At 61.4% G+C, this 26,242-nt stretch carries 23 protein-coding genes; 5 read left to right on the plus strand and 18 right to left on the minus strand.

Annotated features, from left to right (window positions below):
- The 3 genes from JJ889_RS00545 to JJ889_RS00555 all read right to left on the minus strand — a co-directional run bounded on the left by JJ889_RS00545 (window position 1) and on the right by JJ889_RS00555 (window position 2,329).
- On the minus strand, window positions 1-612 hold the full coding sequence (locus JJ889_RS00545) for a hypothetical protein (RefSeq protein ID WP_291890805.1): 612 nt from the start codon (window positions 610-612) through the stop codon (window positions 1-3).
- A 116-nt stretch (window positions 613-728) separates the two neighbouring features.
- Window positions 729-1,661 carry a tyrosine recombinase XerC gene (locus JJ889_RS00550; RefSeq protein WP_291890806.1) on the minus strand — a complete coding sequence of 311 codons (933 nt, stop codon included), beginning with the start codon at window positions 1,659-1,661 and terminating at the stop codon, window positions 729-731.
- Window positions 1,643-2,329 carry a DUF484 family protein gene (locus JJ889_RS00555; RefSeq protein ID WP_291890807.1) on the minus strand — a complete coding sequence of 229 codons (687 nt, stop codon included), beginning with the start codon at window positions 2,327-2,329 and terminating at the stop codon, window positions 1,643-1,645. The genes JJ889_RS00550 and JJ889_RS00555 overlap by 19 nt, the downstream gene beginning before the upstream one ends.
- 90 nt (window positions 2,330-2,419) lie before the next feature.
- Here JJ889_RS00555 and JJ889_RS00560 point away from each other — a divergent pair, with 90 nt between their 5' ends.
- Window positions 2,420-4,579 (plus strand): primosomal protein N', encoded by a 2,160-nt coding sequence (locus JJ889_RS00560; protein ID WP_291890808.1) that lies wholly within the window; start codon window positions 2,420-2,422, stop codon window positions 4,577-4,579.
- Between the two features lie 105 nt (window positions 4,580-4,684).
- Window positions 4,685-5,494, plus strand: a complete 810-nt coding sequence (locus JJ889_RS00565; protein WP_291890809.1) for a TerC family protein — start codon at window positions 4,685-4,687, stop codon at window positions 5,492-5,494.
- On the opposite strand, the gene JJ889_RS00570 is transcribed toward JJ889_RS00565, so the two are convergent.
- Both JJ889_RS00570 and JJ889_RS00575 read right to left on the minus strand, forming a co-directional pair.
- Window positions 5,491-6,309, minus strand: a complete 819-nt coding sequence (locus JJ889_RS00570) for a hypothetical protein (RefSeq protein WP_291890810.1) — start codon at window positions 6,307-6,309, stop codon at window positions 5,491-5,493. The two genes, JJ889_RS00565 and JJ889_RS00570, sit on opposite strands and share 4 nt — an antisense overlap.
- A 143-nt stretch (window positions 6,310-6,452) precedes the next feature.
- A complete protein-coding gene (locus JJ889_RS00575) occupies window positions 6,453-7,688 on the minus strand; it encodes a hypothetical protein (protein WP_291890811.1) in 1,236 nt (411 codons plus the stop codon).
- Window positions 7,689-8,244: 556 nt separating this feature from the next.
- On the opposite strand from JJ889_RS00575, the gene polA reads away from it, so the two are divergent.
- Window positions 8,245-11,031 (plus strand): DNA polymerase I, encoded by a 2,787-nt coding sequence (gene polA / locus JJ889_RS00580; RefSeq protein ID WP_291890812.1) that lies wholly within the window; start codon window positions 8,245-8,247, stop codon window positions 11,029-11,031.
- Here polA and JJ889_RS00585 read toward each other — a convergent pair.
- The 5 genes from JJ889_RS00585 to gyrB form a co-directional block, all read right to left on the minus strand.
- The gene (locus JJ889_RS00585) at window positions 11,028-11,573 is read right to left on the minus strand and encodes a DUF1254 domain-containing protein (RefSeq protein ID WP_291890813.1); all 546 of its coding nucleotides are present in this window, start codon (window positions 11,571-11,573) and stop codon (window positions 11,028-11,030) included. The genes polA and JJ889_RS00585 overlap by 4 nt on opposite strands.
- Window positions 11,570-12,148 carry a DUF1214 domain-containing protein gene (locus JJ889_RS00590; protein ID WP_291890814.1) on the minus strand — a complete coding sequence of 193 codons (579 nt, stop codon included), beginning with the start codon at window positions 12,146-12,148 and terminating at the stop codon, window positions 11,570-11,572. Before JJ889_RS00590 ends, JJ889_RS00585 begins: the two co-directional genes overlap by 4 nt.
- Window positions 12,149-12,204: 56 nt before the next feature.
- Window positions 12,205-13,374 carry a hypothetical protein gene (locus tag JJ889_RS00595; RefSeq protein ID WP_291890815.1) on the minus strand — a complete coding sequence of 390 codons (1,170 nt, stop codon included), beginning with the start codon at window positions 13,372-13,374 and terminating at the stop codon, window positions 12,205-12,207.
- A 94-nt stretch (window positions 13,375-13,468) separates the two neighbouring features.
- Window positions 13,469-14,365 (minus strand): retroviral-like aspartic protease family protein, encoded by an 897-nt coding sequence (locus JJ889_RS00600; RefSeq protein ID WP_291890816.1) that lies wholly within the window; start codon window positions 14,363-14,365, stop codon window positions 13,469-13,471.
- A 161-nt stretch (window positions 14,366-14,526) separates the two neighbouring features.
- Entirely contained in the window at window positions 14,527-16,923 is a 2,397-nt protein-coding gene (gyrB, locus tag JJ889_RS00605; RefSeq protein ID WP_291890817.1) for a DNA topoisomerase (ATP-hydrolyzing) subunit B, read from the minus strand.
- A gap of 162 nt (window positions 16,924-17,085) precedes the next feature.
- Here gyrB and JJ889_RS00610 point away from each other — a divergent pair, with 162 nt between their 5' ends.
- On the plus strand, window positions 17,086-17,562 hold the full coding sequence (locus JJ889_RS00610; RefSeq protein WP_291890818.1) for a nuclear transport factor 2 family protein: 477 nt from the start codon (window positions 17,086-17,088) through the stop codon (window positions 17,560-17,562).
- A 3-nt stretch (window positions 17,563-17,565) separates the two neighbouring features.
- Here JJ889_RS00610 and JJ889_RS00615 read toward each other — a convergent pair whose 3' ends face one another.
- On the minus strand, window positions 17,566-18,216 hold the full coding sequence (locus JJ889_RS00615; protein ID WP_291890819.1) for a LysE family translocator: 651 nt from the start codon (window positions 18,214-18,216) through the stop codon (window positions 17,566-17,568).
- Window positions 18,213-18,854, minus strand: a complete 642-nt coding sequence (locus tag JJ889_RS00620; protein ID WP_291890820.1) for a TetR/AcrR family transcriptional regulator — start codon at window positions 18,852-18,854, stop codon at window positions 18,213-18,215. The genes JJ889_RS00615 and JJ889_RS00620 overlap by 4 nt, the downstream gene beginning before the upstream one ends.
- Before the next feature lie 99 nt (window positions 18,855-18,953).
- On the opposite strand from JJ889_RS00620, the gene JJ889_RS00625 reads away from it, so the two are divergent.
- Window positions 18,954-19,712 carry a CPBP family intramembrane glutamic endopeptidase gene (locus JJ889_RS00625; protein WP_291890821.1) on the plus strand — a complete coding sequence of 253 codons (759 nt, stop codon included), beginning with the start codon at window positions 18,954-18,956 and terminating at the stop codon, window positions 19,710-19,712.
- Here the strand turns inward: JJ889_RS00625 and recF are convergent, their stop codons facing one another.
- The 6 genes from recF to mutM all read right to left on the minus strand — a co-directional run bounded on the left by recF (window position 19,713) and on the right by mutM (window position 26,177).
- Window positions 19,713-20,861 (minus strand): DNA replication/repair protein RecF, encoded by a 1,149-nt coding sequence (gene recF / locus JJ889_RS00630; protein ID WP_291890822.1) that lies wholly within the window; start codon window positions 20,859-20,861, stop codon window positions 19,713-19,715.
- 17 nt (window positions 20,862-20,878) lie between these two features.
- Complete coding sequence (dnaN, locus tag JJ889_RS00635; RefSeq protein WP_291890823.1) at window positions 20,879-21,997, minus strand: DNA polymerase III subunit beta; 1,119 nt, start codon at window positions 21,995-21,997, stop codon at window positions 20,879-20,881.
- A 138-nt stretch (window positions 21,998-22,135) separates the two neighbouring features.
- Window positions 22,136-23,545, minus strand: a complete 1,410-nt coding sequence (gene dnaA, locus JJ889_RS00640) for a chromosomal replication initiator protein DnaA (protein ID WP_291890824.1) — start codon at window positions 23,543-23,545, stop codon at window positions 22,136-22,138.
- Window positions 23,546-24,034: 489 nt separating this feature from the next.
- The gene (gene rpsT, locus JJ889_RS00645; RefSeq protein WP_291890825.1) at window positions 24,035-24,301 is read right to left on the minus strand and encodes a 30S ribosomal protein S20; all 267 of its coding nucleotides are present in this window, start codon (window positions 24,299-24,301) and stop codon (window positions 24,035-24,037) included.
- Window positions 24,302-24,409: 108 nt separating this feature from the next.
- The gene (locus tag JJ889_RS00650; protein ID WP_291890826.1) at window positions 24,410-25,186 is read right to left on the minus strand and encodes an enoyl-CoA hydratase; all 777 of its coding nucleotides are present in this window, start codon (window positions 25,184-25,186) and stop codon (window positions 24,410-24,412) included.
- Window positions 25,187-25,313: 127 nt separating this feature from the next.
- The gene (mutM, locus tag JJ889_RS00655) at window positions 25,314-26,177 is read right to left on the minus strand and encodes a bifunctional DNA-formamidopyrimidine glycosylase/DNA-(apurinic or apyrimidinic site) lyase (protein ID WP_291890827.1); all 864 of its coding nucleotides are present in this window, start codon (window positions 26,175-26,177) and stop codon (window positions 25,314-25,316) included.
- Window positions 26,178-26,242 lie beyond the last annotated feature (65 nt).

Consider the following 26,242-nt stretch of genomic DNA (forward strand, 5'->3'; position numbering starts at 1 on the left):
TTAGCTCTCTGCGGCGGGTTCAGCGCGCAACAAAAGCACACCCGGCACGACCGCGACCAGCAGCACACTCAACACACAGAAAAGATAGAGTCCCGCGGTGCCGATGAAACTGGTGCCCACAGCGCAAAGTATCCAGCTGATCCAGGCCATGACTTTCATCCAGCGCGGGCCACCGAGCGCGGCAACCGTGGTGAAGGCAATGCCATAAGACGCCAGCGAAAACAGCGGGATAGTGTCGAAGAGCGTCTGTTCAATCCGCCCCATGGAAAGAGCTGCGACCAGACCTAGCGTATAGGCCACAATGGAGATGAACATGGCGTGCCAGACAGCACGGTCGCCGCGGTTTCCAGCTGATCCGGAACCCGGCTTCACGCTCATGCCCTTGCGCAACACCCCCGACCCGATTGAACCGACAACTCCAAAACTCAGCCAGACGAGGCCCACCTGTTCGATCGGCAGGCCGGCGCGCCCCGTCAGAATGAACCAGTGTGCCAACAGGGCCAGCGAGGCCAAGCTGCCCCACCAGATAAAAAAGCGTCCGGACAGGATGGGTGCACGCTCGCCGGCTTCCGCCATTTCACGCAAATAAGACAGGTCAGCATCGCTGCTCATAATATCTCTCCAAGTACTTTATAGTTCAAAGTAGAAGCTTTCCATCGCTCTGTCAATTACGGACCCTGCATCACAGGATGCGTGTTCAGTCACGGACGCAAATTGACCGGGGAAGATCAGCCCTGGCTGCGCGGATGTGCCTTGTCGTAAAGCTTCAGCAGATTGTCGGCCTCCACCTCGGCATAGACCTGGGTCGTGGAAAGACTGGCATGACCCAACAATTCCTGGATGGCCCTCAGATCTCCACCATGTGCCAGAAGGTGGGTGGCAAAGGCATGGCGCAAAGCATGCGGCGTCGCACTGGGCGCCAGCCCCAGCGCGAGACGCATGTCCTCGACCAGTTTCTGCACTGGCCTCGGGCCCAGCGGACCGCCGCGCACGCCGCGGAAAAGCGCGACTTCCGGCTCGAGATCAAAAGGGGCCAGCGCGGCATATTTACGAACAGCCTCTGCCACATTCGGCAAAACCGGGACCAGCCGGGTCTTTCCGCCCTTGCCGGTCACACGCAAGCCCTCGCCCAGCGACCGGTCCCGCCCGGTCAAGGACAGGGCCTCGGAGATGCGAAGACCGCAGCCGTACAACAGCAGCAGAACCGCGACATCGCGCGCGGCGACCCAGTCGGGCACATCCCGCTCGCCAACCTGTTCGACCAGGTCCCGCGCGGCTGTCTCACTGATCGGTTTGGGTTTGGATCGCGGCACCTTGGGTAGCTCCACCAGCAACAAGGCCGTGCTCGACACCTCCCAGCGACGCTCGAGATAGGTGTAGAAGGAGCGCAGCGCCGACATCTCACGCGCCAGCGAACGCGCCGCCAGGCCCGTCTTGCGCCGCGCAGCCATGAAGGCCCGGAAGTCACGCGCACTCACTTCACTGAGCGTTTGCAGCGAAACAGCCTCGCCGAGATGACCGGTCAGGAAGGCCACAAAGCCCGAAATGTCCCGTTGATAGGCATCCACCGTCCTGAGGCTCAGCCGGCGTTCACCCGCAAGGTGCTGGAGGAAGGCTGTCAGCGCGTCCGAGGCGCTGGTCTTCAGCGCTGATGCATCCATTGCACAATCAGTCGTTCGGTCACGCGGGCCAGGAAGTTGAGCAATTCCGTACCCTGTCCGAACTGGAAGAGTTGCGGATCCCGCGCTGCCAGCGCGAACAGCCCGTCATGTCCATGAAAGTCCAGACGCACAATGGCCTGGGACCGCATGCGGGCTCCCTGCTGGCCATAGATTTCATGCGCACGCTCTGCATCGACCGGGCCGACTATTTCCACCCGCTCGTCCATCACACTGGAGACCATACCCTCGGACGCGCCCAGAATGGATTCCGCGCTCTTGAGCGGCGCATGGCCCTCGATCAGCACCCGGCAGACATCCACGCCCAGCGCCCCGGTGAGGCGGCTGGAAATCTTGCGGTCCAGGCCGGCAAGACTGTCCACTTCAAGCAAGCCCAGCACGGCAGCATGGATCTGGGACTGGATGGCCAGATTGGCGCGGGCCGTTTCGACAATGCTTTCATTCATCGCCTTGTACTGGCGCAGTTCGCCCATCAGCTTTTCGCGTGCGGCATTGCCGATATCGATCACACCCTCGGTCGACGGGCTCTCGGTGACGCGCGCAAAGAGCTCGGCGTCCTCGCGGACAAAATCCGGATTGCGCATCAGGAACTCCCGGATCATCTCGATATCGAGCTGGCCGGACCGGGTTTCGTCAGTGGTCGTGGACATAGGCTTTGCCTCTTCTGGCGCTGACGGGCAATTTGAGGGCCCGTACAAACCGAATCATTTTTGACATTCTGCCCTGTGACCGAGCCGAAAGTGAAATCGCAAAGCCGAGCCGCGGTACTTTTTCCGATGCCGCTGCCGGAGGCGTTTGACTATTGGGTGCCCGAGGGCCTGGAGCTCCACCCGGGTGATCATGTGATTGCCCCGCTCGGTCAGCGCCGCGCCCACGGCGTGGTCTGGGCCATCAAGGACGGCCCCGGCGAACGGGAACTCAAATCGGTGGAAAGCCGCATGGATGGCGCACCCATCCCCGAAGGCACACGCAATCTCGTCGACTGGGCCGCGAAGTATCTGGTCCAGCCGCCCGGCATCCTCCTGCGGTCGGTCCTGCGCAGCCAGGACGCACTAAAACCCTCGCCGACCGAGACACTCTATGTCCGCGGTGATGCGGAACCTCCGCGCATGACTGCCGCGCGCGAAAAAGTGCTCGATGCGGTGGAAAGCCTTGGAGAAGCCAGTGCCGCCGATATCGCTCGCGAGGCCGGGGTCAGCTCCGGTGTTGTAAAGGGCCTGGCCGAGGCGGGGGCCCTGCACTCGATCATCAAGCTGGTTGATCCACCCTTCGACAGGCCGGATCCGGAGCTGGAAGGGTTGCCGCTGACACAGCTCCAGGCAGAAGCCGCCGGTGTGCTCCGACGCCTGGTGAAGACAGGGGGCTTCCAGTCTGCCCTGCTGGACGGTGTCACCGGTTCGGGCAAGACGGAGGTCTATTTCGAAGCCATCGCCGAGATCCTGCGCCAGGACGAGCGGGCCCAGATCCTGATCATGCTGCCGGAGATCGCGCTGACCGAGGCCGTGCTCAGCCGGTTCGAGAAACGCTTCGGCGCGCAGCCGGCCCTCTGGCATTCCGGTGCCGGGCCGAAGAACCGCCGCCGCGCCTGGCGCGAAATCGCGGAAGGTCGCGCCCGTATCGTTGTCGGCGCGCGATCCGCGCTGTTCCTGCCCTTCCCCAATCTCAAGATGATCATCGTCGATGAGGAGCATGACCCCACCTACAAACAGGGAGAGGGGTTGCATTACCAGGCGCGTGATCTGGCCGTGGTCCGGGCCAAGCTGGAAGGTGCCAATGTCATCCTGGCTTCGGCGACGCCGTCGCTGGAGAGCCTGACCAATGCCCAGGCCGGGCGTTATGTGCATGTCCGCCTGCCAGCCCGTCCCGGTGCGGCTATCCTGCCGGCGGTTGATACAATTGACCTGCGCGAGACCCCGGCCGAGGACGGTCGCTGGCTCTCCCCGCCGCTGATCGAGGCCATGCGCGATACGCTGGAGCGCGGCGAACAGAGCCTGCTCTATCTCAACCGCCGCGGTTACGCGCCGCTGGTCCTGTGCCGCAAGTGCGGACACCGCATGGTTTCGCCGGACACCCAGTCCTATCTGGTCGAACACCGTTATACCGGCCGCCTGGTCTGTCACGTCACCGGCTTTTCCATGCCCAAACCCAAGCTGTGCCCGAACTGCAAGGCCGAGGACAGCCTGACCTCTGTAGGGCCCGGCGTGGAACGGGTCGCCGAGGAAGCGCGCCATCTTTTCCCCGAAGCCCGGGTCGAGATCTATTCCTCGGACAGCTCCTCCGGTGCCGACATTGTCGAGCGCATGGAAAACAGCGAGATCGATATCCTGGTCGGCACCCAGATTGCCGCCAAGGGACACAACTTCCCCAACCTGACCCTGGTCGGCGTGATCGACGCGGATCTGGGCCTGGCGGGCGGTGATCCACGTGCAGGCGAGCGCACCTATCAGACCCTGGTCCAGGTGGCGGGCCGGGCCGGCCGTGCCGAACGCCCGGGACGCGCCCTCCTGCAAACCCACCAGCCCGAACACGAAGCCATCCAGGCCCTTGTCGCAGGGGACCGGGACGCTTTCCTGGAAACCGAAATCATGGCGCGTGAAATGCTAGGCCTGCCGCCGTTCGGGCGCATGGCCTCGATCGGTTTCATGGCCATGAACCCCAAGGCCGTCGAGGACGCGGCGGCCAATTTCGCAGCAGCAGCGCCCGTCACTGACGGTGTGGAAATCTGGGGCCCGGCCGAACCCCCGCTCGCCATCGTGCGCGGCTGGCACCGCCGGCGCGTTCTCGTGCGCGCTGACAAGACCATCGACATGTCCGCCTATGTCCGCGCCTGGCGCAAGCGCATCAAGACGCCGCCCTCGGTACGGGTGTCGGTGGATATCGATCCCTACAGCTTCCTCTAGGACACTTGCCGAAGCTTCAGCGAAGGCGAGACCGAGATCGCGGATGACATCACACCCGCAGCACGTTAGGAGTGCACAAAGACCCTACAACCGGGACGACCATTCATGATCGAATTTCTCACCTCGCCTGCCGTCTGGATGTCCTTGCTGACGCTGACCTTCCTGGAAGTCGTGCTGGGTGTGGACAATGTGGTCTTTGTTTCGGTTGCCTCGCAGCGACTGCCCGAGGAAAAACAGGCCAAGGGCCGCGATATCGGCATCTGGTCCGGCGCGGCAATGCGCATCCTCTTGCTGTTTGCCCTGGTCTGGCTGACCGGGCTGACCCACGCCACGCTCTTCACCCTGCCAGAGATGTTTGCCGGCCTGGCGGATCCGGACCATCCCGAAGTGCTGATGGATATCACGCTGGAGGATGTGATCCTGTTTGGCGGCGGTCTCTTCCTGTTGTGGAAGGGCACCGAGGAAATCCACGACACGATCGAGGGCGAGCATCACGGCACTGGCGGCGGCAAGGTCTCTTCCATGTTCATCGTGGTCGCCCAGATGACCGCCATCAACATGGTCTTCTCGCTGGACAGTGTGCTGACCGCCGTGGGCATGACCCGCGATCTGGGCGGTGACGGCGCCGAAGGCATCCGCCTGGCCGTCATGGTCCTGGCCGTGGTCATCTCGACCATCATCATGGTCGCCTCGGCCAAGTCGGTTGCCGGTTTCCTGGAGAAATACGCCACCGCGAAAATGCTGGCCCTGTGTTTCATCCTGCTGGTCGGCATGGCCCTGGTCGCCGACGGTCTCGGCTTCCACATCCCGCGCGGCTATCTCTACTTCGCCATCGCCTTCTCCCTCTTCGTGGAGACGCTGAACATCCTGGCCCGCAACAAGCGCGAGGCGGACAAGGCAGCGGAGGGGCATTAGCCTTCCGGGAAATGCCCCAGCAGCCCCGTGCTCTTGTCCAGATCCTCGCGATCCTCCAGCAAGTCCGGATTGAAGCTCCAGAGCTCAGCCACGCGCAGGTGATCATCCTCGGCCGGGGTCAGGTCCTGCATCTCCTCCGGTTCACGTCCGGTGAGGTCGCCAAAGCCCAGTTCGATCTCTTCCGGCGTGGTCTCTCCGAAATTGTCTAGGAAACCATCGCCCTGACCCACATAGGTGAGGCCGCGGGTCAGCTTGCCGTCGCGGGCGCGATACCAGGCGATGTAGCCTGCGCCGGGAAAGGCGCCGAAATACTGGGCCTCGCCGAAGTTTGCGGAGAGCTGTTCCAGCACCTCTTCCACCTCGACAACCGACAATTCATCGACCGGGCCGAGATGCCGCGTCGTGACCGCGACCCAGCCATCAATCACCGGCGTCACAAAGGCTGCCGGATTGATCGCCAGCTTGCCAAACCCCGCCGCGCTCATCTCCTGCGTCATCTTGAGGCCCGAGGCCCAGTTGCTGGCCTGGACATCTTCCAGACCCAACGCATCGACCACGGCCTGCGGATCAGCAGAACGCACAGCGAGCCAGTTGGCACTGCGGCCGAACTTCGCGGGCCGGTCAGGGCGGTCGGAGACCGGGTGCGCCAGGCGCACGAATTGCGGCGCGGTGTTCTCACCCGCGCCCTGCGCACCCCCAAACAATCGCGCCAGAAACTCCACCAGCATGTCGGATCCCTTCTCGAACTGGCGGCAGCATGCATGTCTGGAGGTGAAGGTCCAGCGGGTGGTGGACGTGGAAAGCGGGCGAGCCACAAAATCATCCGTCATCCCTGCGAAGGCAGGGACCCAGTTCGTAAGGCTGGGGCCTGCTCCAGAAGGCACCCTTCTCTGAAACACCCTCGCTCGACGAACTGGGCCCCGATCTTCATCGGGGTGACGGTGAGTTTGAGCGGCGGTTATTCGCCTAGGAAACAGGCGGAGGGTTCCGGACGAGGAAGAGGTTCTTCGAAAATGGGGAGATAAAGGGCCTGAAACTCCTCGCCCGTCAGGCTGGCCCCCAGCTGATCACGCAGACCACATGCGTGTTGGGCCACCGCGTCATTGCCAGACAAGGAGGCTGCGACACACTGAAAATGATACCAGTCGTGATCATTGGCGAGATACCGATCCTCAGGACGCTCAAACGCCGCTGGCAAATCCTCGCCGATCGGCAAGGCATCCGCGATTGCGGCGGCCTCATCGCAGCGGTCCAGCTGCCCGAGAAGCGCAAGCGTCAATCTCAACGCCCGAAGATTCTCGCCCCCGGAATAGACTGTGGGATCGGAAAGTCGCTCGATGTCGCGATCAACAATCGGGCGCCAGTATGCCAGGGCGGCTTCGAGCCGCGCTCGATCATCTAGCGCGTCCCCGAGCATAGAATTCATCGCGGCGTGATGCTCAGTCAGATCGAACCGTCCCGACACGAAAGGCTCTTGCGCATAGAGGTCGTCCAAAACCTTCACGGCCTCTTCGACTCGCCCATCTGCAACTAGAGCTGCGACAACCATTTCCGCTATTGAGAGTCGCGTCCACGCCCAGTTGGGTATTCGCTGACCATTGATAGTCTGGTGAATCGTATTTGTGTGGCTAACAGCAGCCAGCGCCGTGTCCCAGAACGGGTGTGCCGCAACGCGCTCGGCAAACTCCCGCGATGAGAGAGTCGCCAGAGCTTCGCGGCCCAGGCGGACGACGAGCGCGGGATCATCCATCCGCGTGGCCGACCAGATGGCGGCGTGCCATGCTTCTGCATTGTCACTTTCCGGTCCAAACGTAAATGCAATGTCCTCGGATCGCGCGATCTGCAGCCAGCCTGAGAGCGCCTCGGCATCTCGGCCTGAGAAATTCAGGTAAGTCAGCCATTGTTCCTGAATGCGCGGCCCCGTCCGGTGATTGGGAGAGTGCAAACGGCGCACAATGGACAAGCATTGATGCGCCCGATCGAGACGGTCGGAACCTCCCTTGAACGCGTATTGAATCCCGTTCAACTCGCCCTGCTCTCGGGCACAATGCATGCCCCACTGTGCGGCAAAATCGACGGGATGCAGCTGTATCGCGATGCCCAACGGCCCGTCCTGCATGCGTTTTGGCACAAAATACGCGCCCACCAGCCAGACCAGCAAAAGGACCAGAAATCCGCGGAACAAGAGCTTCATGACTTCCCCCAACGCAACTCCTGCGCACGCTAACAGTTGGCGCACGTGCTGTCTGTGGTGATTGACCCGGGCGCTGTCCCCCCTCGGCCTTGATGGGCCAGTCGGCCCTGGATCTCGCTGCGCTCGTCCGGGGGAGATGGGGTTTCGGCGTGCAAGGCGGGCAATGACACGGCGGGGTGACGCAACGGGGGTTGAGCCCCCCTTTTCCCCTTAAGCCTCATGCCGAGATGGGGCCTTGCAGGGTTATTCAGGTCAAGGGTGTAACCGCGAAGCGGCGCTGTGCGCCCTTGACCTGAATAACCCTGTAAGGCGAACTGCCTGGATGAGATTCAAGCTCCGGACCCTCCCCACCGGGGAGGTGATCCGGAACGCGGAAATCAGCTCGCTACGCTCGTCCCCTTCGACCTCACCTTCGCCAAGGCTTCGGCGAGCCCACTTCCCCAGAGGGGAAGATAAAATCCCTCCAGCCCCCCACTGTCAGCAATCTCAGCAGCTTGGCATTCTCCCGGCAGGCGACGCGCGCTAGTGTTTGGCGACTCAAACGAGGGGAAGCGGAATGGCCATCACGAAACCGGTCGACGAGAACAGTCATATCTATCTGATCGACGGGTCAGGCTATATCTTCCGCGCCTATCACGCCCTGCCGCCGCTGACCCGGTCAGACGGTACGCCGGTGGGGGCTGTGCAGGGCTTTTGCAACATGTTGTGGAAGCTGCTGGAGGACCTCAAGGGTGAGGACCAGCCCTCGCACCTGGCGGTGATCTTTGATCATTCCGGCAAGTCCTTCCGCAATGACATGTACCCGCAATACAAGGCCCACCGCCCGCCCGCACCGGAGGACCTGGTGCCGCAATTCTCCATCATCCGCGATGCGACGCGCGCCTTTGGCACGCCCTCGATCGAGAAGGAAGGCTTTGAGGCGGATGACCTGATCGCGACCTATGCCCGCCAGGCCGAGGCCAAGGGCGCGGACGTCACCATCGTCTCCTCGGACAAGGATCTGATGCAGCTGGTCTCGGACAAGATCACCATGTTCGACGCCATGAAAAACAAGCGCATCCAGGCCCCGGAAGTGCACGAGAAGTTCGGCGTCGGTCCGGACAAGGTGATCGATATCCAGTCCCTGGCCGGCGACAGTGTCGACAATGTTCCGGGTGTCCCCGGCATCGGTGTGAAAACCGCGGCCCTGTTGATCAATGAATATGGCGATCTCGATACGCTGCTCGCGCGGGCCGAGGAGATCAAGCAGAAGGGCCGCCGCGAGAAACTGCTCAATCATGCCGATGATGCGCGCATTTCCCGTGACCTGGTGACGCTGAAGGTCGACACGCCCATCGATACGCCGCTGGAAGAGTTCGGCATGTCCGACCCGGATCCGGAAACCCTGGTCGGCTTTCTCAAGGGCATGGAATTCCGCACATTCACTCGCAAGGTCGAGGAGGCCTTGGGCGGCCCAGTCGCCGACGAGACGGGTGACGCCACCGCACCAATTGATCGCTCCAAATATGAGTGCGTGACCACGATGGCCGATCTGGAACGCTGGATCGCACGCTGTGAAGAGGTGGGCATTGTCGCGGTGGATTGTGAGACGGACGCGCTCTCGGCCACCGCCTCCGGCCTGGTCGGTGTCAGCCTGGCCACTGCGCCGGGCGAAGCCTGTTACATCCCGCTCGCCCACGTCGACCCACAGGGCTCGGGCGACATGTTCGATACCGGTGCGGCGCCGGAACAGATCGACATGCAGGCCGCCCTCGATGTGCTGCGCCCGATGCTGGAAAACCCGGCCATCCTGAAAGTCGGCCAGAACTTCAAATATGACCTCGCCGTTTTTGGTCGTTATGACATCACCGTCGCGCCCTATGACGACACGATGCTGATTTCCTATGTCATGGCGGCGGGGCTGGAAAAACATGGCATGGACGCCATGGCCGAGCGCCATCTGGGCCATACCTGCCTGTCCTTCAAGGATGTCTGCGGCACCGGCAAATCCCAGATCTCCTTCGACAAGGTCGCCCTCGACAAGGCCACGGAATACGCGGCGGAAGACGCCGATGTGACCCTGCGCCTGTGGGAGATCCTGAAACCGGCCATGGTCGCCAAGAAAAAGGCCACCGTCTACGAGACGCTGGAACGGCCCATGCCGCAGGTGCTGTCCGACATGGAACGCGCCGGCATCAAGGTCGATCCGGACCAGCTGCATCGCCTCTCTTCCGACTTCGCCCAGAAGATGATGGCCGCCGAGGCCACCGCCCACGAAGCGGCAGGCCGCGAATTCAATCTCGGCTCGCCCAAACAGATTGGCGAGATCCTGTTCGGCGAGATGGGCCTGCCGGGGGGCAAGAAAACCAAGACGGGCGCCTGGTCCACCGATGCCGCCGTGCTCGACAGCCTGGCCGCCGAAGGACATGCCCTGCCGGTCGCGCTGCTGGAATATCGCCAGTTCCAGAAGCTCAAATCCACCTATGCCGACGCGCTGATCTCGCACATCAATCCGCTGACCAAGCGGGTGCATGGTTCGTTCTCGCTGGCCTCGACCACGACGGGGCGCCTGTCCTCAACCGATCCGAACCTGCAGAACATCCCGATCCGCACCGAGGAAGGCCGCAAGATCCGCGAAGTCTTCATCGCCGAGCCGGGCAATGTCCTGGTCGCAGCCGACTATTCCCAGGTCGAGCTGCGCCTGCTCGCACATATCGCCGGTGTGGGTGCCCTGAAAGACGCCTTCCGGAATGGTGTCGACATCCATGCCATGACGGCGTCGGAAGTCTTTGACACGCCCATCGAGGGCATGGACCCGATGGTTCGCCGCAAGGCCAAGGCGATCAATTTCGGCGTCATCTATGGTATTTCAGCCTTTGGCCTGGCCAACCAGATCGATGTCTCGCGTGAGGAAGCCAAGGCCTTCATCGATGCCTATTTCGAGAAATTCCCGGGCATTGCCGATTATATGGAGCGCATGAAAACCGAGGCCAAGGAGACCGGCTTTGTCGAGACGATCTTTGGTCGTCGCGCCCATTTCCCGTCCATCCGCGACAAGAATCCCAACATGCGCATGTTTGCCGAACGCCAGGCCATCAACGCTCCGATCCAGGGTTCGGCCGCAGATGTCATCCGCCGCGCCATGATCCGCATGCCCGACGCCATCAACCGGGCCAATCTGGACGCTCGCATGCTGTTGCAGGTGCATGACGAACTGGTCTTTGAGGTCCCGGAAAACCAGGCCGATGACCTCATCGCCCTGACCAAAAAAGTCATGTCAGAAGCCTGCCGCCCGGCGCTGCAACTCTCCGTCCCGCTGGAGGTCGACGCCAAGGCCGGCGCGACCTGGGGCGAGGCGCACTAGAGCGCCTCGCAGCCAAACTGCCGGCGGTGAGCGTCGGCGTCCTCCACAGACACGCCACCCGAAAGCACCCGCCGCAACAGCACAAGTCCGGTCGATGTCGGGGCCAGCACGCTCTCGTCGTAATCGGCATAACCCGGGTCGGTATGAGTATGGTCCGGCGCGGGGCCATGCAGCAGGATCTCGGCCGCCGCGCCACCGAAATCACGATTGTTGAAGGCCGCGAAATTATTCGTCCGGGCGTCAAAGAAGCTGACCGAGACATAGCTCTCGCCTTCCAGCGCCGGCAGGGTGATCGCGACCGCGCCGTTGGAAACATCATACATGCAACCGGAATAGATGATGTCCGGGCTGGGCCGGACCACAGTGCGGGCCGTCTCGTCGATGGGCGGGAAATGGCCTGCTTGATTGGCCTCGCCGCCCAGCGTCTCGAACCGCTCCATCGCCTTGCCCATGATAAAGCCCGGCAAGAGGCCCAGCATTGCCTGGAAACCCAGGACGAGGCCGACGAGACCGGCGCCGACCGGGATCAGGATCTGTTTCATGCCCCACCTCCGCACGCCAGGCGCTCCACCACCGGAAGGACAGCGGTCGCTGGATCCTCTACGATGGCCTCTCCCGGATTATAGAGACGCAGTGTGAGGTTGAAGGCCCCCGCATTTTCCGGGCTCATCCAGTGGCCGATGGCCGGACGCTCCGAGACTGACACCACAAAACCGGTTTCTTCCGCGCCAATAGCATCGGCGGAAATCGAATAGGCTCCGGGCCCGCCCACCGGCAGGAAATCATCCTCGGCATACAGCGTCAGGCTCCACCAGCGGGCATCAGGCCGGTCAGTGAAGAGAATTCGATAGTCGCAAGCCTGTTCCAGCGGGCGACCCTCGCTGTCCGCATCGGCCGAGAAGTAGATCGTCTCCGACCGGTTCAGCGCCAGCAGACCGCGGCGCGCGACAACAGCGCGGACGATATCCGGCGCGTCCGGTGACCCGACATGGATATTGGTCCGCCATGGCCCAACACTGACACCGCCAAAATCAGCCGGCCCGAACACCAGGAACACGGCCGCCGCAGCGCCCAGCACCAGACCGCCCAGGCCAGCAAGAAGAGATCGTATAATCATGCGCGGAGTGTAGGCGGGTGGCCAGTTAGAAGGAAGTCCGCTTCCGCCTCTCGGCCCTAACTGCAAGTCAGGGATTCGCGGCGCTGTGGACGCAAACGCGGGAGCGGCGAATGGACACCTGGACTGTCCACAAAGCCAGCGCGCGCCTGATCCCACATCGCATCACGCCGGGAGCAGAAGTGTTCGGCACTCGCGATGCCATGAAAGCTGGCATTTTCACAGACGGAGTGAAGCGTTTCCCAGTCCGTAACGTCGGCAAGCTCTTCACGGTTCAACCAGTCCTGGGTTGGCGCCGCCAATCGGTCAAACGCCTCACAATCGCCGAGCCGGGCATAAAGCCCCATCGTGACGGGCGGCACCGGTGGCCCCCAGTCCAGCTCGGAGGCAGTAAAACTCCACCACCCATTGTCGGCTTGCCATTGTGCGAGAGGTGCCAGAAACATCCCCATCTGCTCCAGATCCGATTGGGCAACCTGCGCACCGTCAGCCATGGCTGCGGCAGCTGCCAACGTAGAGCGGATCTGCCCCGAACCGTATATCCGCTCGGCCGACACCAGCGCCAGCGCTTGGTCCGGATAGCGGTGTTTGAGCAGGGTATGAACGTTGAGCCAGCGAACGGCATAATCTCCACCGCTGCTCCAATAGGCGTCGGAATGCCACTCCGGAAACCGCTCGGCCACATAGGGCTCACCCTCATAGGCATCAAATCCGAGCGTTGCTTGCCATTCAACGATGCGCCCCCGGTTCGACGCCATCATCGCCTCTGCAGCGGACAATTCGGCTATCGCTATCTCCGAGCCATGCAGGATAAGCCGAGCTTCAAAGGCGAGCCTCAAGTCATCCGCAAGCCGATCCTCAAAGACGATGAGAATCTGATCCGCGAGCGCTTCCGCCGCGGCAAATTCCTGTAGTGCGCGTTCGTATTCCCCTAGTACCATAGACGCCCGGGCGGACATGCTGTGCAGGTTCCATTCAATCAATGGGTCGGAGGCTCCGATAATCTGGAGCATTTCCCAGATCCGCCGGTGACGCCGCGCGCGCTCCTCCGCGCCGAGGCTTTCATAAGCCCCCACACCCAGTCCGCCCTCGCGCTGCCCATACCATTGAAGGACATGCCAGACCGCCGCATGCCGGGGCAGCCAGCGCACGTCCCCAAATCCCAACGGCCGCGCAAAAGCGTCCATCAATCCGATGGTCAGCAGAAGGAGAACAAGAAATCGACGCATGCCAGCACCCCCAGTCAGGGCGATGCTGACACGTGCTATCCGGGGCCGCTAGCGGGACGGCGGGTTCGGCTGTCCACCATCCGGTCGTACCTACCTAGCCCTCCGAGCTGATGATCAGCTGGCTGTTGGCGCGATCGAAGATGATGCGGCGGTCTTCGAACATGGGCAGGCCCATGAACATCGCCGGGGTGTCGCCATGACCGAGCATTCGGAAGACCGCGCTGTCCATATAGGTAACATGAACATCGTCGAGCCTCAGATTTCCCATGCCCAGATCGATATCGCTGATAATCGGCGCGCGAACTTGTTCACCCGAAAAACCACGCAGGCGGCGGGTCTCGTCGAACTCATCGTCCTCGCTATAGCCAAGCGCCTCGAAGCTCGGGGCATTGATCACATGGTGAGCGGCGCCCAGATCTAGAATGGCGTGCGCTTCAACCCCGCTGATGCTCACCGGAAAGGTCGCAAATCCGACTTCGTTGAGCTCGTAGTCAGCGCGGCTCCAACCCGTCGTAACAGCCGAGAAATCCGCGTCTGCGTCGTAGAGGACAAAGCGGTTGTCGGCGAAATCGAACTCTACGCCATAGGCGTTGAGCAGGTCCGCACCGAGCATGCCATAGGTCCGGAAACGCGCCAGGCCACGGGAAAGACCGGCCGGCCCCTCAACGACACGCACATCGCTGACACTGGCCTCGTCGACGCGCAATTCCTCGAGATTGTAGAAATAGCTCTCCTGCGGACCGGAAGCGCCCTGCACCGTCACACTGTCCGACGGCTCAAGGTCCAGCTCTTCGATCAGGCTGTCGAACACAACACTGGTCTGCGCGCCGGTGTCCACGACAAAGGCGTAAGGCCCCTGCCCATTGACCTCGACATCGATAATGATGTGGCCGCTGCGACCGAACCGGATGTCTTCTTCAGCCAGAACCAGCGGCTCGCTCGCCAGAACGGACGTGGCGCTCAACACCGCCGCAATGCCCAACCCAAACATTCTAAACCTCCATAATGGTCACGACATCTATCGCATGCACGGGCGGCCAGTGCATCTGAAGGTGCAGTCATGTCGAGGTCAGGCTGGGTTAATCCAACAGACAGAAAACCCGGCCACCATCAGGCAGCCGGGTCTCGAAAATCCTGTCATGCAAGGCGGGTCTAGGCGTCCACCTCGGCATCGAGGGCGTTTTCGGTGATGAAGTCGCGGCGCGGTTCCACCACATCGCCCATCAGTTTGGAGAACAGCTCGTCAGCCGTATCGGCATGGGTCACGGAGACCTGCAGCAGGGAACGCGCATCTGCGTCCAGCGTGGTCTCGCGCAGCTGATCCGGGTTCATCTCGCCCAGACCCTTGTAGCGCTGGATCTTCATACCCTTGGCACCGGCGGTGACCACGGCATCGATCAGCTGGGTCGGGCTGGTGATGTCCACCGAGCCGGATTTCGGCTGATAAAGCGCGCGGCCTTCATAATCCGAGGCAATAGCCAGGCCACGCTCGCTGAGGCGGCGTGCATCCGGTGTCTCTCGCAAGTGGGCGTCCAGCACGACTGTCTCGGTAACACCGCGCACATCGCGCGAGAAGACCAGCGCATGTTCGTCATTGAGATGACCGGACCAGGTGTCCTCGCCTTCATCCGCATAGCGGTTGAGGCGAACAACCGTATCTTCGACAGACGCTGAGCTCGGCTCATCAACCAGGGCGCCAGCCAGAGCCGCCGCTTCCAGCGCAAATGCCGGAGCACGGGCCTTCAGACGCTCGGTCGACAGCTTGACCAGGCGCGCCGCTTCCACGCGTTCGGCCAGGTCTGCCCCCATAATGACTTCACCATTTGCCAGGGTCAGACGTGCATCATTGACGCCTTCCTCGACCAGATAGGCATCCATTTCCGGCTGGTCCTTCACATAACGCTCGGACCGTCCCTTCATCACCTTGTAGAGCGGTGGCTGGGCAATATAGAGATGCCCGCGCTCGATCAGCTCCGGCATCTGCCGGTAGAAGAAGGTCAGCAGGAGTGTACGGATGTGGGCGCCGTCGACATCGGCATCGGTCATGATGATGACCTTGTGATAGCGCAGCTTGTCGTAATCGATCTGGTCGCGACCGATACCCGTGCCCAGTGCCGTGATCAGCGTGCCGACCTGTTCCGAGGACAGCATCTTGTCGAAGCGCGCGCGCTCGACATTGAGGATCTTGCCTCGCAGCGGCAGCACGGCCTGGTTCTCGCGATGACGGCCCTGCTTTGCAGAACCGCCAGCTGAGTCACCCTCCACGATGAAGAGTTCGGACTTGGCCGGATCCTTCTCCTGGCAGTCTGCCAGCTTGCCCGGCAGCGAGGTGATATCCAGCGCCGACTTGCGGCGGGTCAGTTCACGCGCCTTGCGCGCAGCCTCACGGGCGGCAGCTGCCTCGATGATCTTGCCGACGATCTGCTTGGCTTCGTTCGGGTGCTCTTCGAACCATTCCGACAGCGCCTCGCCGACAATGCCTTCCACGGCGGGACGCACTTCGGAGGAGACCAGCTTGTCCTTGGTCTGGGACGAGAACTTCGGATCCGGAACCTTGGCCGAAAGCACACAGGTCAGGCCTTCACGCGCATCATCGCCGGAGATCGCCACCTTCGCCTTGGCCGCCAGACCCGAGGAGTTGGCGTAGGAGTTGATAATCCGCGTCAGCGCGGCACGGAAACCGGCGAGGTGCGTACCCCCATCACGCTGCGGGATGTTGTTGGTGAAGCAGAGAACATTCTCGTGATAGCTGTCATTCCACTCCAGCGCGGCTTCGACAGTCACACCCTCGCGCTCGCCCTGGATCAGGACCGGCGGCGTGAAAATCGGTGTCTTGTTGCGGTCGAGATGGCTGACAAAAGCGGCCACGCCGCCCTCATAGACCATGGTCTCCTCGAACGGCTCGGCTTCGCGCTCATCCTTCAGCACGATGGTCACGCCGGAGTTCAGGAAGGCCAGCTCGCGCAGGCGATGCTGCAGCGTCTCGCGGGAGAACTCGATCATCGAGAACGTGTCCGAGGACGGGAAAAAGCGCACTTCCGTGCCCTTTTCACCTTCGGCATCACCGATCACCTTGAGGTCTTCCTCGGCCTCACCGCGGCGGAAACGCATGTAATGCTTCTGGCCGTTGCGCCAGATGGTCAGGTCCATCCAGTCGGACAGGGCATTCACCACCGAGACGCCCACACCGTGCAGACCACCGGAAACCTTGTAGGAGTTCTGGTCGAACTTACCGCCGGCGTGAAGCTGGGTCATGATGACCTGGGCCGCGGAAACGCCCTCTTCCGGGTGGATATCGGTCGGGATGCCACGGCCATCATCGCGCACGCTGGCAGAGCCATCCGCGTGCAGCGTTGCCGTCACGGCCGTACAATGACCGGCCAGGGCCTCGTCGATCGCGTTGTCGACAACCTCGTAGACCATGTGGTGGAGGCCGGATCCGTCATCGGTGTCACCGATATACATGCCCGGACGTTTGCGAACGGCGTCGAGGCCCTTGAGGACCTTGATGCTGTCTGCGCCATATTCGTGATTCGCCTGTTCAGTCATAGGGTTTTGTACCCTGTTCGCTTGAGTCCGGCTAGTCGCGCGCACATGCGCGCGCGTACGCGCGCGAGTCGTGCTTCTCAACCGACCTGCCGTGGAATTTTCGTTTGCCTTGTGCGCTCGCTTCGCCTATCCCCCGCCGCGATGAAAAAAGTGAATGTGTTGATGGGGGCGACCGTCGCTCTCACACTCGTCACGACCGCACCGGTCCTGGCGAGCCGCTCCGAACCCGGTTCGGATGATTGCCAGAACAGCGCTGCCCTGACGGCTGACGAAGCCCGGGTCTGCGCCAATTTCCACAACATGGTCGAAGATGCCCGCCGCCTCGATGCCGATGCGGTGCTGAAGCATTTCTGGGCTGACGGCTTCTCGGCTGCGCTGGCCGGAGAGCTGGTCCGGGACTTCCCGGGCTGGGCCGATGGATATCGCGCCTTGCTTGCCACCACCGAAAGCCTGGATCGGGTCGACTTCCCGCAGGTTGTCGTTCGCACCATCGCGGAGGATACCATCCTCCTGCTCAACACCTATGACCAGCGCGTGGTCCTGCAATCGGGAGACGTGCTGGAGCCAACCGGCTATGGCACCCAGGTCTGGGTTCGACGCCAGAGCGAGTGGCGCATTGTCCACATTGCAGGAGAATAGGCGCTAGCGCGTCAGCAAGAGCAGGGCGATCCCGGCCAGAACACAGCCTGTGGCGATGTCGGCAATCCTGCGGATCTCCGGACGCTGGATCCAGTGACGGGCCCGATGCGAGCCGCCGATATAGATCAGGCCTGCAGGGATCGCCATCACCGCCATGGTGATCAACATCAAGACATAATCCACCGGCCCGATCGCATCGATCGCGAAAAAGGCCGGTACAAAACCCAGATAGAAGGCAATCGGCTTGGGATTGGACAGCGGCATCGCCACTCCGGCGACATAAGCCGCCACAAGTCCGCGTTTCGAGCCGGCCGGGAAATCCAGCGCCTTGCGTTCACCCGTCCAGGCCGTGCGAAAGGCCCTGTAGGCCAGCCATCCGATATAACCGCCGCCAATCAGTTTCGCAGCGAGCATGAAATTCGCGAGGGACTCTGGTGGTGCGGCACCCGTAAGACCATCCGAAACGACGGCGAGACCGCTGACCGCAAGCGTCAGCCAGAACATGTCACCGGTCAGGATGCCACCCCAGTAAACGGATGCATTGACCGGGCCGGCATCCAGCGTGCGGGAAACCGTGACAGCAATGCCCGGTCCCGGCGTCACAAAAAGCAGCAACAGAGCTCCTGCGAACAGGGCGAGGGATTGCGCCGTCATTTCGCATCTTCCGTGACCAGGTAGCCATATGCAAAGTCCGCGATGGCACGGACAAAGTCCTCATCCGACACCGTCATCATCGCAGCGACACCATGGGCGCCATATAGGCCCCGCTCAGCCAGCGCTGTGTTGAAGTGATAGGCCATCATCTGGCCCGCCTCTTCCGGATCACGTCGCACCTCATTGGGGAAGGCGTGTACCAATGCCTCATAACCCTTGGCCCCGGCTTCCAGCAGATCATCCCATTCATCGCCGATCAGATCCGGCCGCAGCCGGGAATAAAGATGGGCCGCTGCGATGATGTGTTTCTGCTCCTGCATGAAGGTCCAGGACTTCTCGGCAATCTGGCGCAGCACAGCGCGCAGGCCGCCACTGGGATCCACCTCGATACCGCCGGCCTCGCCATGCAGTTCATCCAGCCGCGAGCGATAGATCTCGAACAGGACCGGGATGAAGGCGTCCTTGTTTTCAAAGCGTCGATAGACCGTGCCTACAGCCAGTCCCGCCTCCTTGGCGATTTCGGCCACAGTGATGTTTTCAAACGTCTTTTTGCGCAGACAACGCTCCAGCGACGCCACCAGCTTGTCACGGGTGGCACGCGATCGCGATTGCAGGGCCGGGCGGGCGCCTTGACTCACTTCATTCTCCATCCTATATGTGAACGCGAATTCGCATTCACATAATAGTTTCGCATTTCAATCCCGCCGCAGCAAGGCGCGAACTGGAAAGGTAATCACATGAACACGGTTTTCACCTGGATTTCGCAGGAACCCGCCCTGGCAGCCGGCCTCGCTGCCATCGCCATCCTCTTCATCAACAATTATCTCTCCGAGGGACGCGAGAAGGCCCGCATCCAGAGCGGTGTCGAGGGCGCCCGCCTGAAGGTCTACAACAAGGTGATCGTGCATCTCTGGCTGCTGACCGCGGTGACAGCAGGCGTTTGGCTGATGTCCGGTCGCGATGCCGGCTCGCTGGGCCTGGGCCTGGGCGTGGATGGATGGCGCAGCTGGCTGGCCTGGGGCCTGACCGCCGCGGGCGCGATGTATTTCATCTGGACGGTCATGACGATGGCGTTTTCGGCCAAATCTCGCGACAGTATCCGCAAACAGATCGGCGATGCTGGCGATCTCGACCTCATCCGCCCGGAAAACGAGGCAGAATACCGTCGTTTTCACTGGGTTGCCCTGACGGCCGGCATTACCGAGGAAATCATCTTCCGCGGCTTCCTGATCGGCGTTTTCGCCCTGTGGATGCCGGTCCCGGCGGCTGCAGCGCTGGCCGTTGTGATCTTCATTCTTGGCCACGCCTATCAGGGCGTAGCCGGCATGTTGCGGATCGTGCCGATCTCGATAGGCTTGACCCTGGTCTTCCTGCTGAGCGGATCGCTGTGGCCCGGCATCATCCTGCATGCGCTGGCCGATCTTGTCGGCGGCGCTGTGTTCCAGATCCTCAACGCCAATGAGGAAGAGGACCAGGCTGCCGCAGCGACGGCCTGATCAAGCAGCACTCACCAGGCCCGGTGCGATCTCGAAATACTGGGCCTGGTCTGCAAAGGGTTCAAACAGAACCCGCTCCACACCGGTCAGCCAGGCCTGGCTGCCGGTGGCCAGGATTTCGCGGCTCAACCCCTCCCGACGCGCCGCATCAAGGTGCGCGCAGGCCTCATCGAACAGCAGGAGCGGCACCAGCCCGGCCCGACGCGAAAGGACCCTGGCCTGGGCGAGCGTCAGGGTCAGGATCAGCGCCTTCTGCTCGCCCGTCGAGCAATCGCCTGCCGGCTGGTCCTTCTCCCGGTGGGCCGCCAGGAGCTCGGTCCGGTGGGGACCCGCGGTCAAAGTTCGCCCGGCCGCCGCATCACGGCTACGACCATTGCGCAGGGCTTCGGCAAACCGGTCCTCGACTTCCCCGATCTTCATCCCGTCGGCCAGATCACTCTCAACCGCGCCATCCAGTGAAAGATTCGCCTTTGGGAAAACACCTTCGGGGCGCACATCAATCTCGGCCTGAAGACGGATCAAGGCATCAAGACGTGCCGCCGCCATGGCGACACCATGACCAGCCATCTCCATTTCCAGCGCCTTCAGCCAACTGTCATCGGGCCGACCATCATCGAGCAGTTTCTGGCGTCTGGTGCGCAGTTTTTCATAGGCATTTGCCGCCTCGCCAAGCGCGGGGTCGGCAGCATAGACAAGCCGGTCGAAGAATTTCAGACGATCTGCCCGCGGCCCCGCAAACAACCTGTCCTGGGCCGGTGTGAGCCAGATCATCGGCATCATGCGTGCCAGTTCGTTGATCGTCGCAGGTTGACCTTCCAGTCGACATTCCCGTCGCGCACCTTCACGTGCACCAACCCCGAGACGGAAAATATCTCCACGGCTCTCCAGCTCGGCATAGACACCCCAGACTGCAGCCGGCTGGCCGGCCTCCTTGCGGGCGACCTGGTCGGCCCCGGCAGAGCGCAGCCCCTTGCCTGGTGCAAAAAAGGAAATGGCTTCCAGCAGATTGGTTTTGCCCGATCCGTTGGAGCCGTAAAGCGCCAGCGGGCGCTGGTCCAGCTCCAGGTCGAGCGAACCATAGGAGCGATAATCCGTCAGCCGCAAACGACGAACCGCCGCAGGCGGAACCTGCGGCGGCTGGTAAGTCATGTCGGATAGATTCGCCGTCACACGCGCAGCGGCATCAGCACGTAAAGCGCATCCGCATCGCCGCTATCGGTCACCAGGGCCGGAGAAGCACTGTCGGCGAAGTGGAAAAGCGCTTCATCGCCCTCGATCTGGGATGCCACGTCCAGCATGTAGCGGGCATTGAAACCGATGGCGAAACCCTCATCCTTGTAGGATACAGCGAGTTCTTCCTCGGCCTGGCCGCTCTCCGGATTGTTCACCGCCAGCGTCAGGCTGTCAGCACCAAGCGAGAGTTTCACGGAACGGGATTTCTCGACAGAGATCGTCGCGACACGATCCACCGCCTCGGCAAAACGCTTGTTCTCGACCGACATGGTGCGGGTGTTACCGCGCGGGATCACACGCTCATAATCCGGGAAGGCACCATCAATCAGCTTGGATGTCAGCGTGGCATTGCCCAGCTTGAAGCGGATCTTGCCTTCGGAAACCGAAACCTCCACTTCGTCATCTGCATCCTCGAGCAGGCGACGAACTTCCTGGACCGTCTTGCGCGGCACGATAACGCCCGGCATGCCGTCAGCGCCTTCCGGCAGGTCAATCTCGGACAGAGCCAGGCGAACACCATCGGTCGCGACAGCGCGCAGGGTCTTGCGACCATCCGTGTCAGCGGCGTGCAGATGGATACCGTTGAGATAATAACGCGTCTCTTCGGTAGAGATCGCGAAACGGGTCTTGTCGATCAGGCGAACCAGATCGGAACCGGATACGGTGAAACGATGCTCCAGCGCCTCGGATGGCATCACCGGGAAATCACCCGGCGGCAGCGAAGGCAGGGAGAAGTTCGAGCGACCAGCCTTCAGCGAGATGCGCGGATCCGAACCACTCATCTCCAGCGTCACGTCAGCGCCGTCCGGCAGTTTGCGAGCAATGTCATAGAGCGTATGCGCCGGCGCCGTGAACAGGCCTTCGCCATCACTCGTCGCTTCAGTCACTTCAAGGATTTCAATGTCGAGATCGGTCGCGGCGAAACTCACGCCATCCGGACCCGCAGAAATCAGAACGTTGGACAGGATCGGGATCGTATTTCGCTTTTCGACCACGGCCTGCACGTGACCCAGTGCTTTAAGGAGCGCGCCTCGCTCGATTGTCAGCTTCATGTCTCGTTCCGCTATCAGCGTCAGTAAGGCAGTGTCGCGAAAACAAATCAGCGACACCGAATAAGGTGGGGTGGAAGAGGATACATGAAAAAGCGCAACCGCAAGAACTTTATCCAGCGGTTACGCAAAATTTTCGTGTCAGATACCGCGCAGGGAACGCGTCAGCGTATCGACATCCTGGGCGATCGGGTCGCCGGACTCGAGCATGGAAGTCACCTTGTTGACCGCATGGATGACCGTGGAGTGGTCGCGACCGCCAAAACGGCGACCGATATCCGGCAGCGAACGCGTGGTCATCGTCTTGGACAGATACATGGCCACATGGCGCGGACGCACAACGGACTGGGTCCGGCGTTTCGAACAGATGTCCGCGGCCGTCACCCCGAAATGTGTCGCCACAGCCTTCTGGATCTCGTCGACCGTCAGGCGTTTCTCGGACGTCAGCGACAAGTCGCGCAGCGCACTGGTCACAGCATCCATCGTGACCGGCAGCCCCAGCAGGGCCGTGCGACAGATGACATTATTGAGCACGCCTTCCAGCTCACGGGCGCTGGACGTGATGCGCGCCGCCAGGAAATCACGAACAGCCTCAGAAACATCCAGTGCCGGATAGTGACACTTTGCCTGGGCGATCTTGCAGTCCAGGATCTGGCGACGCAGGTCCAGGTCCGGCTTGGCGAGCGGACAGGACAGGCCGCCGATCAGCAGCGAACGCAGGCGACTATCGCTCATCGGCAAATCCGATGGCGGCCGGTGCGACGCCAGCACGACCTGTTTGTTCTCGGCGATCAGCGCGGCGATCGTGTGCAGGAACTCATCCTCTGTCTTCGGCTTGCCGGCGATGAAGTGGACATCATCAATCAGGAGACAATCGACACTGCGGATCGTCTCCTTGAACTTGATGGTGTCACGCTCCTTCATGGCGGTGACAAAACCGGAGAGGAATTCCTCGGCCGTCAGATAGAGCGCCTTGCGGCCGGGCATGTTCTGCTGAACAGCGGAACAGACGGCGTGCATGAGGTGCGTCTTTCCAACACCATAATCGCCATAGAAGAAGACCGGATTGAAGGGCGGACTGGAGGCCGAGACCATGGTGCGCGCTGCAGCAGCCGCGACTTCATTGGCCGGACCCACGCGGAAACTGTCGAAGGTGAAACGAGGTTCGACCTGATCGGCGACCGCCGCTCTCTTTTCGACCGATTTCCTGCTCGACTCCGCGACCACCGGTTGAGCCTCGGCCTGACCGTCGGCCAGGATCTGGATCTCGGTAAAGTCGGAATCCATTTCGGCCCAAAGTCCGCGAATTCTGGCACCCGCATGATCCTCGACCCAGTCGCGATTGAACGTGCTCGGAGCGAGAACAATAACGGCACCGGATTGCGAGCGACGGACGCGCAGACGCGCAATCTCTTGAGAATAAAGAGCGTCCCCAAACTCGTCTCTCAGGGTCGCTCGAATTTTACGCCAAACAGTCGAAATTGCGTCTGCTTCCAGGGTCTCGAATACAACCGGATTTGCTTCTGCAACAGCAATATTATTCAACGCCATCTTTGGTCACACTTCTCGCGTATCCTGCATCGAGGCAGGCGTCAGGTGTTTGTTTTTTATGGCTTAATTCCCCCCTACCCAGCTGCTGCTATTCGCGCGCTGGCACCGGATAATCCTCCGCCTGGGAATGGTCGCCCTCAGAAGTCGCAAGGTTACGCTTTGGGAGTTGTCGGTCAACTTCATTTCGCTCCTGATTCAGGAGATTCTTCGCTTGACACGGGAAATCCGTGACCGGACTGAAGCTTGACCCGTGTGGCAGATTTGTAACTCAGCGAAGAGTGCATTTTTACTGCCTGAATCGCCCCCGAATCCCGTCTGCGCGGAGTCATTTTCTGCCAGATCAAGACCTCCGTACTCAGACAAATATTTTTATTTCTGACGCACCTCGTCACATCGCTAATTTAATATGATCGGATTTCGCACGCACAAAAAAAATACGCCCGGGACGCGAGTCCCGGGCGTATTGGAATTTGTGACCTCAGAAGAGGCTTAGGCAGTCATCGACTTCACACGAGCTGCGAGGCGCGAAACCTTGCGGGAACCAGTGTTCTTGTGAAAGACGCCTTTGCCAACGGCACGCATCATTTCAGACTCAGCAGAGACCAGAGCGGTCTTGGCTGCGGCCTGATCGCCAGAAGCAATCGCCAGCTCCACCTTTTTAACGAAGGTACGAACGCGGGAGCGACGTGCCTTGTTGACGGCGGTGCGGCGCGCAATTTTGCGAACCATCTTCTTGGCCGAGGATGTGTTGGCCATGGATAAACCTCATAAAACGGCTGAGCCCGTCTGGCCCAGCAAAATCCGTGAGCGGCGGCGTATAGGCCCTAGAGCTGCTGCCGTCAACCGTTTGAACCGCTGTTTTACCTAGCGGTGTTTGAAATGTGCAGCTCGCTTCTCCGCGAATGCTGCCATGCCCTCACTCTGATCCTCCAGCGCAAACTGAGACTGGAAGACACGACGCTCGAAACGAATGCCCTCTGTGAGGCCCATTTCGTAGGATTGATTGATCGTTTCCTTAGTCATCATGGCAATCGGCAGGGACTTGGACGCGATCGTCTCTGCAGCTTCCATGGCAACATCGAGCATGTCGTCGGCAGGGACTACACGGGAAACCAGGCCCGCGCGTTCAGCTTCCTCAGCATCCATCATGCGGCCGGTCAGGCACATATCCATGGCCTTGGCCTTGCCAACGGCGCGCGGCAGGCGCTGCGTACCACCGGCACCCGGCATGACACCGAGATTGATTTCCGGCTGACCAAACTTGGCCGTTTCCGATGCGATGATGAAATCGCACATCATGGCGATCTCGCAGCCACCACCCAGTGCATAGCCCGAAACAGCTGCAATGATCGGCTTGCGGAAGCGTGCGACGGATTCCCAGGTCTCGGCGAACGGGTCGTGCGCGTAGAGGCCGGCGAAGTCACGGGACTGCAGCTCCTTGATGTCGGCGCCAGCGGCAAAGGCCTTCTTGGAACCGGTCAGGATCACGCAACCGATCTCGGCATCGCGCTCGAACTCACCAAGGGCAGCGGTCAGCTCGGTGGTCAGCTCGTCGCACAGCGCGTTGAGAGCCTCCGGGCGATCGAGCGTGATAACGCCGACGCGGCCTTCGGTTTTAACTTGGATCGTCTTGTATGCCATTGAGGCACTCCATTTGACGGCGCGCCCCGGGGCGCAGAGAAAACCGCGCCGCTATAGCGCAGTGAACTAGCGGGGTCGATACACAATGCCCCGAAAGAGTCAGCTTTAATATTCCCGCCAGTGAACGCTAACGTTGGCATCGCCCGCAATAGAAGGTGGATCGACCGGATTGCACGATCCGGCGGATCTCGCCTTCGCAGCCCTCTGTCACGCAGGCTTCTCCCTCGCGGCCATAGGCCCGGAAACTGTGCTGGAAATAACCTAGCGCCCCGTCAGCAGACGCAAAGTCCCGAAGTGTTGAACCGCCGGCATTGATCGCGTCGATAATGACCTGGCGGATCGCTGCTGTCAGACGCTCCGCGCGCTCCCCGCGGATGGTGCGGGCCTCGCGCCTCGGGCTGATGCGGGAACGGTGCAACGCCTCGCAAACATAGATATTGCCCAGCCCGGCGATGATGGCCTGGTCAAGCAGGGCCGCCTTGATCGGTGTCCGCCGGCCTTCCAGGGCAGACATGAGGTAGGGCGCCGAGAAATCATTGGCATTGGGCTCGGGTCCGAGATCCTTGAGGAAGCTCACCTCATTCTCCCGCGCTGTCTCGAACAAAACCATGAAACCAAACCGCCTAGGGTCATTGTAACGGACCGTCACGCCACCCTCGATCTGGAAGACGCAATGATCATGTGCCGGATTGGCGGGCGCTGCATGCACGAAATCGCCGGGCTGCTCGTGCACTTCATCGGCCTCGATGGAGAAACGACCGGTCATGCCCAGATGCACCAGCAATGTCTGAGCATTGTCGAACCGCACCAGCAGGTATTTCGCGCGCCGGTCCAGCCTTTCGATGCGCGCGCCGGAAAGGGCTTCTGCCATGTTCTCGGGAAAGGGAAAGCGCAGATCAGCACGGTTCAGCATCACCTGCTGCACGCGGCGACCGGACATGGCGGGCTCGAGACCGCGGCGGACCGTTTCAACTTCAGGAAGCTCGGGCATGGACGTTCCTCATGACACTGCGTGCGGCGATTGGTGACAGCTGACTTGCTGGCGCTTGGGGCACA

Source organism: Maricaulis sp., assembly GCF_017643475.1.
GTDB lineage: Bacteria > Pseudomonadota > Alphaproteobacteria > Caulobacterales > Maricaulaceae > Maricaulis.